9 protein-coding genes are annotated in these 8,846 nt (G+C 68.8%); 2 read left to right on the top strand and 7 right to left on the bottom strand.

The window, feature by feature from the left end; genetic code table 11:
* Nucleotides 1-50 precede the first annotated feature (50 nt).
* Nucleotides 51-1,040 carry an ABC transporter ATP-binding protein gene (locus tag AC3WLN_RS22775; RefSeq protein ID WP_492485085.1) on the top strand — a complete coding sequence of 330 codons (990 nt, stop codon included), beginning with the start codon at nt 51-53 and terminating at the stop codon, nt 1,038-1,040.
* 21 nt (nt 1,041-1,061) lie between these two features.
* On the opposite strand, the gene AC3WLN_RS22770 is transcribed toward AC3WLN_RS22775, so the two are convergent.
* The 3 genes from AC3WLN_RS22770 to AC3WLN_RS22760 are packed head-to-tail and all read right to left on the bottom strand — an operon-like array spanning nt 1,062 to nt 4,200.
* A complete protein-coding gene (locus tag AC3WLN_RS22770; protein ID WP_492485083.1) occupies nt 1,062-1,904 on the bottom strand; it encodes an ABC transporter ATP-binding protein in 843 nt (280 codons plus the stop codon).
* Nucleotides 1,901-2,758 (bottom strand): ABC transporter permease, encoded by an 858-nt coding sequence (locus AC3WLN_RS22765; RefSeq protein ID WP_492485081.1) that lies wholly within the window; start codon nt 2,756-2,758, stop codon nt 1,901-1,903. The genes AC3WLN_RS22770 and AC3WLN_RS22765 overlap by 4 nt, the downstream gene beginning before the upstream one ends.
* Nucleotides 2,755-4,200, bottom strand: a complete 1,446-nt coding sequence (locus AC3WLN_RS22760) for an ABC transporter substrate-binding protein (RefSeq protein ID WP_492485087.1) — start codon at nt 4,198-4,200, stop codon at nt 2,755-2,757. Before AC3WLN_RS22760 ends, AC3WLN_RS22765 begins: the two co-directional genes overlap by 4 nt.
* Before the next feature lie 341 nt (nt 4,201-4,541).
* Here AC3WLN_RS22760 and AC3WLN_RS22755 point away from each other — a divergent pair, with 341 nt between their 5' ends.
* Nucleotides 4,542-5,318 carry a Crp/Fnr family transcriptional regulator gene (locus tag AC3WLN_RS22755; RefSeq protein ID WP_492485079.1) on the top strand — a complete coding sequence of 259 codons (777 nt, stop codon included), beginning with the start codon at nt 4,542-4,544 and terminating at the stop codon, nt 5,316-5,318.
* Nucleotides 5,319-5,372: 54 nt separating this feature from the next.
* Here AC3WLN_RS22755 and AC3WLN_RS22750 read toward each other — a convergent pair whose 3' ends face one another.
* From AC3WLN_RS22750 to AC3WLN_RS22735, 4 genes are read right to left on the bottom strand one after another with little or no spacing between them, the layout of a single operon-like run.
* Nucleotides 5,373-6,332, bottom strand: a complete 960-nt coding sequence (locus tag AC3WLN_RS22750; protein ID WP_492485078.1) for a HEAT repeat domain-containing protein — start codon at nt 6,330-6,332, stop codon at nt 5,373-5,375.
* Nucleotides 6,333-6,337: 5 nt separating this feature from the next.
* Nucleotides 6,338-6,571 (bottom strand): 4Fe-4S dicluster domain-containing protein, encoded by a 234-nt coding sequence (locus AC3WLN_RS22745; RefSeq protein WP_492485076.1) that lies wholly within the window; start codon nt 6,569-6,571, stop codon nt 6,338-6,340.
* A 16-nt stretch (nt 6,572-6,587) separates the two neighbouring features.
* Nucleotides 6,588-8,324: a fumarate reductase/succinate dehydrogenase flavoprotein subunit gene (locus AC3WLN_RS22740; protein WP_492485074.1), complete on the bottom strand. Its 1,737-nt coding sequence runs from the start codon at nt 8,322-8,324 to the stop codon at nt 6,588-6,590.
* A gap of 8 nt (nt 8,325-8,332) precedes the next feature.
* Nucleotides 8,333-8,638, bottom strand: a complete 306-nt coding sequence (locus AC3WLN_RS22735; protein ID WP_492485072.1) for a gamma-butyrobetaine hydroxylase-like domain-containing protein — start codon at nt 8,636-8,638, stop codon at nt 8,333-8,335.
* Nucleotides 8,639-8,846 lie beyond the last annotated feature (208 nt).

Genomic DNA, 8,846 nt, shown 5'->3' with positions numbered 1-8,846 from the left:
GGCAGGCGACGCCTCGGAGCGCGTCGCCTGCCTGCGCTGGAAAGACCTGCATGCTTCAGAGCAACCCGCTGCTTGCCTCGACGCCTGACGCCGCCCCGACACCTTTGCTCCTCATCGACGATCTCGCGGTGCACCACCGGACGGCCTGCGGCACGGTGCGTGCCGTCGACGGCGTGTCGCTGACCCTCCGCGCTGGCGAAACCCTCGGCCTTGTCGGGGAATCGGGCTGCGGCAAGTCCACCCTCGGACGGGCCATACTGCGCCTCGTGGAGCCGAGTCGTGGCTCGGTCCAGCTCGACGGACGCGAACTCGTCGGGCTGTCGCGCCGGGCGCTGCGCGGCGATCGCCGGCGACTTCAAATGGTGTTTCAGGACAGCGGGGCAGCGCTCGATCCACGCTGGACCGTCGGCGCGCTGATCGAGGAACCCCTGCGTATCCACGGTCTCGGTTCCGCCCCGGAGCGCCGGGCCCGGGTGGCACGGCTCCTCTCCGATGTCGGCCTGCCGCCGGAAGCGGCCGCACGCCCTCCGCATGCTTTCTCGGGGGGGCAGCGCCAGCGCATCGGCATCGCCCGGGCACTCGCGACCGAACCCGACCTCATCGTCTGCGACGAGCCGGTCTCCGCCCTCGACGTCTCGGTCCAGGCTCAGATCCTGAACCTGCTGCTCGATCTGCAGGACCGGCGCGGCGTCGCCTTCCTGTTCATCAGCCACGACCTCTCGGTGGTGGAGTATGTGTCCGACCGGGTGGCGGTGATGTACCTAGGGCGCATCGTCGAGACCGGCACGCGGGACGCCCTCGTGCAGGCCCCGGCCCATCCCTACACCCGGGCGCTCTTCGCATCCGTGCCCTCCAGCGAGCGCCGATCGCATCGGGCGAAGACCGCGCCGGCGGGCGAACTGCCGAGCCCCTACGCGCCACCGTCGGGCTGCCACTTCCATCCGCGCTGCCCCCTGGCCGTTGCACGCTGCCGCTCGGAGACGCCGACCCTTCGGGATGTGGCAGAGGCGGGCCATCGCGTCGCGTGTCACCTCGCCTGAGCAGACGTCTGCGAACCAGGCTCAATGCGACTCGACGGCGCCCGGAACCCCGATGGGCGTGAGGCGTGCCAGGGGCAGGCGGGCGGGCTCCGTATGCAGGAGCATCAGGCAGTGACGCTTGAGCGTCGTGAAGCGCGGGTCCGAGATTAGGTCGCGCTGGCGCGGGCGCGCGAAGTCGATCGTGAGATCATCGAGGATGCGCCCCGGACGCGGGGTCATCACGACGATGCGGTCAGCGAGGAAGAGTGCCTCGTCGATGTCGTGCGTGACGAAGAGGATCGTCGTCCTGTTCCGGCTCCAGACCTTCAGGAGGAGTTCCTGCATCGTCAGGCGCGTCTGGGCGTCGAGGGCGCCGAACGGCTCGTCCATCAGGAGGACGCGGGGCCGGTTGATCAGCGCGCGGGCGATCTCGACGCGCTGCTGCATGCCGCCCGACAGTTCCGCCGGATAATGATCCGCGAAGTCGCCGAGGCCGACCTGATCGAGAAAATCGCGTGCCGCGGCCAAGCGCTCGCCCTTCGCCACCCCCTTCATCTTCGGACCGAAGGCGACGTTGTCGAGGACGCTGCGCCAGGGAAACAGCGTGTGATGCTGAAACACGATGCCCCGGTCGGGGTGAGGGCCGGCGATGTCCCGACCGTCGAGGCTGACGCGTCCGCGTTGCAGGGACAGGTGCCCGGCCACCGCCCCGAGCAACGTCGACTTACCGCAGCCCGAGGGGCCGAGGAGGCAGACGAACTGCTCAGGCGGAATGTCGAGGTCGATGTCCTCGACCACGTCGAAGGCCCCAGTCCCCCGGCCGAGCCGGATCGCTCCCCCCTCCACCGCGACGCGGCCGCCGATGTTTTCTGCGGGCCCGCTCATCGTACGCCTCCGGCGGCGGTCCAGGGCGTCAGCAGGGCTCCGATACGGCGCACGATCAGGCTAGAGCCCATCCCGAGCAGACCGATCAGCAGCATGCCGACGACAATGTCGTCGTAGTTCTGCAGCGTGTAGGATTCCCAGGTGAAGTAGCCGATCCCGTACTGGCCGGAGATCATCTCGGCGGTCACGAGACAGAACCACGCCGTGCCCATGCCGATAGCCGCCCCTGTGACGATACTGGGGGTCGCCCCCGGCAGGATCACCTCGCGCAGGATCGCAGCCCGGCCCGCGCCGAGGCTGCGGGCGGAGGCGACGAGGCGGGGATTGACGGCCTCGACCCCGTGCATGGTGTTGAGGAGGATCGGGAACAGGGCGCCCGTGAAGGTGATGAAGGCCATCGACAGTTCGGAGGACGGGAACATCAGGATTGCCAAGGGAATCCAGGCTACGGCGGGGATCGGCCGCAGGATTTCCAGCGGCGGCAGCAGGAGGTCGGCAGCGAGGCGAAACCGGCCGATGGCGACGCCGAGACCGATCCCGACGGCGAGCGCGGCCAGGAACCCCGTGAGGACCCGTGCGAGGCTGGCCCCGAGATGGGGCCAGAGCGTCGGGGACCGGATGAGGGCGAGGGCGGCCCGCGCGGCCTCGATAGGGGCCGGCACGTTGCGGAAGCTGACCACGCCGAGATCGACCTTGCCGCTTGCCACGAGGTGCCAGGCGGCGAGGCTCGCGACCAGCGAGAGCGCGCGCAGGACGAGGCGCCGGCCGGGCAGGTGACGCAGGGCGTCGAGCCATGCCGCCCCCCGGTTTCGCGCGCCCACTGGGGCAAGGCCGGCGGCGACCGACACGCTCATCGGGCGCTCAGGCGCGCACCACCGCTGCGCGCGGCCGCGAAGTCGAGGACCTCGCCACCGTGCTTGGCGGCGTACGCCTCGGCGTCGCCCTTCAGCAGGAAGGCATCGAGGCGCGCGTCCCGATCGCGTACGAACCAGGCCTGGGTCGCCAGGAGCTTGATCCCGGATTGCCGGTCCTGGGCATAGAAGGCGCGCGCCGCGCTCCCTCCGCGCTCGACCGTCGCGAGGGCCGCGAAGGCCGCCTCCGGCGAGGCGTAGTGTCGGACCTTCGCCTCGCCCCGCACCCAGATCTGGGCAACGCGGGACACATCCGTGATTGGCTGACCGGTGCCCGCATCCGCCGCGACCAGGGGAGCGGGCGCGTAATCCTTGAGGCTGACCTCGTAGTCCAGGCCGGCCTGTGCCGAGGCGGCGCGGATGAAGCGGTCGTCCACGAAGCGGTCGAGGTCGATGTCGGAATCGGCCTTCTTCAACAGCTTCAGGGTCTCGAAGGAGGTCTTCACCGCCTGCCGGTATTCGGGTTTCCAGGTCACGTCGCGGGTCTGGAGCCCGAGGGGGCCGTGGAACAGGTAGACCACCTCCGCCTCGATCCCCGTGACCTTCTCGATGAGCTCGGCGTACTTTTCCGGCTCGGCGGCGACCAGGCGGTCCGCCTCGATGGCCGCGCGCAGATAGGCCGTGACGATCTCCGGATACTGTTCCGCGTAGTCCGCGTCGACGAGGGTGCCGTGGAAGGTCGGGGCGGCGGCCTGGGCACCGTCGTAGATCTTGCGGGCGAAGCCCCGCCACGGGAACAGCTCGGCGAAGGGCACGAAGTCGGCGTGGGCGTCGATCTTGTTGGCGAGCAGCGCCGAGCCAGCGACCTCGGGCGCCTGGGTGATGATAGTCACGTCGCGGGCCGGGTCCCAGCCCTGCGCCTTAACGGCCCGAAGCAGCAGCCCGTGCGCGGTGGAGGCGAAGGGCACCGAGATGGTCTTGCCCTTGAGGTCGGCCAGGGACTGAACGGCCGAGTCCTTCGGTACCACGATGCCGTTGCCGCTGCCCTGTACGCTGCCCGAGAGCACGCTGATGAAGTGGCTCCTGCGCCCGGCCTTGGAGAAGGCGTAGCCGTTCAGGGAGCCCGGGAAATCGGCCATCGCGCCGAACACGAGCTTGCCCGCGACCATCTCGTTGGTCAGGGGCGCCCCGCTCGTGAAGTTCCGCCACTCGATGGCGTAGGTCGCGTCCTTGTACTTGCCGTCACGGGGCAGGAAGTTTTCTAGGAGCTTCAGCTCGCGGATTAGAAGGCCGCCGGTGGCGCAGTTAATCGTGGTGTCCTGGGTGCCGATGGCGATCCGGATCGTCTCTGCCCGGGCCCCGCAGAGGGCCGTGCCAGTGAGGAGAAGTGCCGCGAGCGCGCGGGTGAGGGTGCGGGCGAGCGGACGGGATAGGGGCACGGGCAGTCTCCTTCGGGCAGAGCGGATCGCCGCGACGCGGGGGCGGCACCAGTATTCGATGGGCGCAGCGAGGTATCGGCGACCGGCCCATTAAGCGGCGTCGGGCCGCAATGCGGCGAGCAATTAATTTCCTTCCCCATCGAAGACTTGATGAGCCATGGAGATGATCGCTGGTCGAAGAAGCAAAGTCTCCCGACTTTGGGATAAAGAGGAGATCGTCTTATCGAGGCGCCTGGATTTGGAATTGCTCCAGAAGTCGCCGGCCGGATAATCGCAGCGCAGCCGAACGCGCTCCGCCGGGTGGTGGAGCGCCGGTCTGCATGCCTCTGTCGGAAGCGAGTTCTCCCATGTCGTCGGCGACGCTCGCCCCTCTCGAATCCCGCAGGCCGGCCCCCCTGATCGCCAGCGCGCTTTTTCTCAGCGAGACCATCGATGGGTTCGACGACGGTGCGACCTTCCTGGATGGCCTGACCGCGGCGGAGATTGTCCGGGTCCGGGCCGCGGGCCGCGCGATGACGCTGGCCCCCGGGGACAGCGTGTTCACGCAAGGGGAACCGCATGCCGGCATCTTCCTGATCGAGGCGGGACGGGTCCGGGTGTTCTATTCGGGCCCGTCCGGGCGTCAGGTCACGCTCGCCTACTGGACGCCGGGCCATTTCATCGGCGGTCCCAGCATCCATGGCGGGGGTGCACATCAATGGTCCGGCGTCGCGATCGAGCCCGTCCGGGTCACGGTGCTGTCGAGCGCGACACTGCGCAGCCTGATCCGCCAGATGCCGGGCTTCGCCCTCTGCCTGATCGCGGCCCTTGAGGCCAAGGGCCGCTGCTACACAGCGATGGCCCAGATGCTCGGTACACGCTCGGTCATAGAGCGTCTGGCCCAGTTGCTCCTCAATCTCGGCGATCTCTACGGCACGCGCGACGGGAGCGGGCGGGAGGCGATCGTGACGATCGAGCGCCGCATCACCCACGACGAGATCGCCGCCCTGGTCGGCTCGACCCGGCAATGGGTGACGATGATGCTCAAGCGCTTCCAGCGCGAGGGGATCGTCGCGATCGACAAGGCGCATATCCGCCTCCTGCGTCCCGGACGGCTGCAGGAGATCGTACTGACCGAGGGCTGAGCGGCCCCGGGTCTCCTCGACGGTGGCCGCTTGCCTGCGCGGCCGCGCCCGGTCTCAATTCGGCAGCCTGTCGAGCGCCCAGCGCGCGGTCTTGCGTACATCCGGATCCGGATCATCCGCGATTGCCGCGAGTCCCGCGCGTGCCTGCGGATTGGCAATCTCGCCCAGGGCCGCGGCGGCCTCCTTGCGCAGGGTCGGACGGGCGTCCCCCAGGACCAGAAGGATCGCGGGGACGGCATCGCTGGTCTTCAACTTGCCGAAGCTGCGCAGGGCCTTCTGGCGCACCTGCCAGTACGGATCGTCGAGCGCCTCGCGAAGGGCGTCGGTCCCGGTCCACGCACCGGTCCGTCCGAGGGCATCGGCTGCGATCTCCCGGACGCTCCAATCCGTGTCGCGCAAAGCCGCCGCGATCGCCTCGCTTGCGTGGCCGTGCCGGGAGAAGGCGAGGGCTCCGACGCCCGCACGCCGGACCTCGGCATCGGGGTCGCGGGTGGCGCCGATGAGGGACGGCAGGGCTTCCTCGGACTTCAGGTAGGCGATCACACCGACGGCCTGAGCCCGCACCGCCGGCTCAGGATCACCGAGCGCACCGACAGCCGGCCCGAGGGCGGTCGCGAGGCGCAAGTTGCGCAGGCCACGCAGAGCAGCGGCCCGCACGAAGGCATCCGCATGGGCGAGGAGGGCGAGAAGCGGAGCGCCGGCAGCTGGGTCTTTCATCTCGGTCATGCTTTCCGCCGCCGCAGCCGCAACGTCGCGGACCGGATCGGTGAGCGCACTTGCCAGCGCCGCCGCCGTCGCGGGTCCGTCGAAGCCTCCAAGCGCCTCGGCTGCCTGGCGGCGCACGCCCGCATCCGGGTCGGCAACCGCAACGGCGAGATGCGGGACCGCGTCCGGGTCGGCGGTCTCGGCGAGCGCTAGGACCGAGACGCGACGCACGGCGGGATCGGGATCGGCGAGGTCGAGGGCGAAATCGGCGACGTCGCCGAACGCCTCGAAGGGATCGGTCACGGCCATCGCGCTCACCGCAGGAGGTAGGGAATCTGGACGCTGACGGCGCCCGTCGGACAGTCCGTCTCGCAGGGCATGCAGTACCAGCACTCGTCGTACTTCATGTAGGCCTTGCCGGTGAGGTCGCTGATCCGCAGGACGTCGAGGGGGCAGACGTCGACGCAGACGGTGCAGCCCTTGTCGGCGATGCACTTGGCGTCATCCACGGTGACGGGCACCGTACTGGGGGCATGGGCGAGAGGCATCGCGATGATCCTTGGGTCAGGCCTGCCTGCGGACGCGCTGGCGGTCGTAGGCGCCGCGCTCGTCCTCGGCGATGGGCACGATGTAGGGGGTGACCGCGCGCTTCTCGCTGATCATGCGGCCCGCGTCCTTGCGCAGGATGGTGTGGCAGAACCAGTCCGCATCGTTCTTCTCCGGATGATCCGTGCGGTTGTGATAGAGGCCCCAGCGGCTCTCGGTGCGATAGAGCGAGGCGGCCGCGGCCATGTCGGCGCAGTCGAGGATCGAGGACGCCTCCAGGGCGCGCATCAACTCGTGGCTGTCGCGGGCCACCATGCGGGTCTCCAAATCCTCGCGAACTTCTGCGAAGCGGCGCTGTCCGATCTCCATCTTGGCCGTCACTTTCGGCGGCTGCAGGTAGTCGTTCACGAAGCGCCGGGTCTTGTACTCGATCTGGTTGGGTGGAATGCCGTCCTCGCGCCGGGTCGGCGCCAGCACCCGGTCGCGCTCGGCCGCGACGTCCTCGCGTGAGATCTCCGGCCAGTCGATCTCGCCCGCCCGGTCGACGGCGTGCTCGCCCGCGATGGCCCCGTTGGTGAAGGCGCCAAGCATGTAGCTGTGGGGTACGTTGGCCATGTCGCCGGCCGCGTAGAGCCCCGGCACGGTGGTGCGGGCGAATTCGTCGACGAAGACGCCGGACGCGCTGTGCCCCGAGCAGAACCCCACCTCCGAGATGTGCATCTCGATCATCCGCTCGCGGTAGTTCGTCCCCCGGTTCTCGTGGAAGCGCCCGCGCGAGGGCCGCTCGACCTTGTGCAGGATCGTCTCGATCTCGGCCACGGTCTCGGCGTGGAGATGGTCGAGCTTGAGGAAGACGGGCCCCTTGCCACTCTGCAACTCGTTGTAGAACTCCTGCATCATCTGACCGGACCAGTAATCGCACTCGATGAAGCGCTTGCCCTCGCTGTTGGCCGTGTAGGCGCCGAACGGACCGGCTACGTAGGCGCAGGCTGGGCCATTATAGTCCTTGATCAGCGGGTTGATCTGGTAGCATTCGAGGTTCGCGAGGCCGGCGCCGGCGTGATACGCCATGCTGTAGCCGTCGCCCGAATTGGTGGCGTTCTCGTAGGTGCCCCAGAGATAGCCCGATTGCGGCAGGCCGAGGCGTCCGGCGGCCCCGAGGCACAGGATCACCGCCTTGGCGCGGATCACCAGAAACTCGGCGCTGCGGGTGTTGACCGCGACCGCCCCCGCGATGGCGCCATCGGGGGCGTTGAGGAGGCGGGTCGCCATGAAGCGGTTCGAGATCAGCACCTGCGCCTTGCGCAACTGCCGGTAGAGCGCCTTCTTCACCGTCTCGCCGTTAGGCATCGGCAGGACGTAGGTGCCGAGATGGTGCACCTTCTTGACGTCGTACTCGCCGTTGCCGTCGCGTTGGAAGCGGATGCCGAAACGGTCGAGTTCCTGGATGATCGCGTAGCAGCGCTCCGCATACTTGTAGACCGGTGCCTGATCGCAGATGCCGTCGTTCGCGATGGTGATTTCCTTGGTGTACTGCTCCGGCGTTGCATAGCCCGGTATGACGGCGTTGTTCAGCCCGTCCATGCCCATGCTGATCGCGCCGGAGCGCTTCACGTTGGCTTTCTCCAAGAGTACGACCCGGGCCGCCGGGTTGCGCAGTTTCGCCTTCAAGGCGGCCATGGGCCCGGCCGTGCCGCCACCGATCACCAGCACATCGCAGGAGACCTCGGAGGTCGCGTCGTGGATCTCGTCCATGGAAGACCTCAGAGGCGCGCGTCGGCGCGCTCGGCGAGCGCACGCAGGTAGGACCAAGGAAAGATTCCCCGGTCATGGCCGTCGGAGAACACGAGGTTCACCGCGTATGCGCCGACGGCCTGGACATCACGGATCGCAAGATCGTCGGGCAGTGCCAGGGGAAGCGCTTCGACGGCCGCACGGACGGCATCCGCGCTGCGGCTCCCGGCGCGCAGGGTCGCGGCCGGCAGACGCGAGACGGTGCCATCCTGCCAATGCACGTCGAGGCGCCTGGCCCCGTCTGTCACCCTGATCTCCCGCGGGACGTCCGGCATCGCTTCCTCCTTGTCGAGCCGAAGACCCGAGAGGCCGGCGGCACCAGACAGTTAGAGCGGAGGAGGCGCCGGGCTGTTAAGAAACTAATTGCCTCGCTGGCCGATGACCGGGCAACGGACCTCCCCCGCGGGCGACGGATCAGGCGAAGAAGCGGTTGGCCGGGCGCGGCAGGCCGAGATGGTCGCGCAGCGTCGTCCCCTCGTAGTC

It is taken from the genome of Methylobacterium sp. FW306-05-D, from assembly GCF_058782155.1.
Note: the sequence above shows the minus strand (reverse complement) of the source record. Positions and strands in the feature narration are given on the sequence as shown.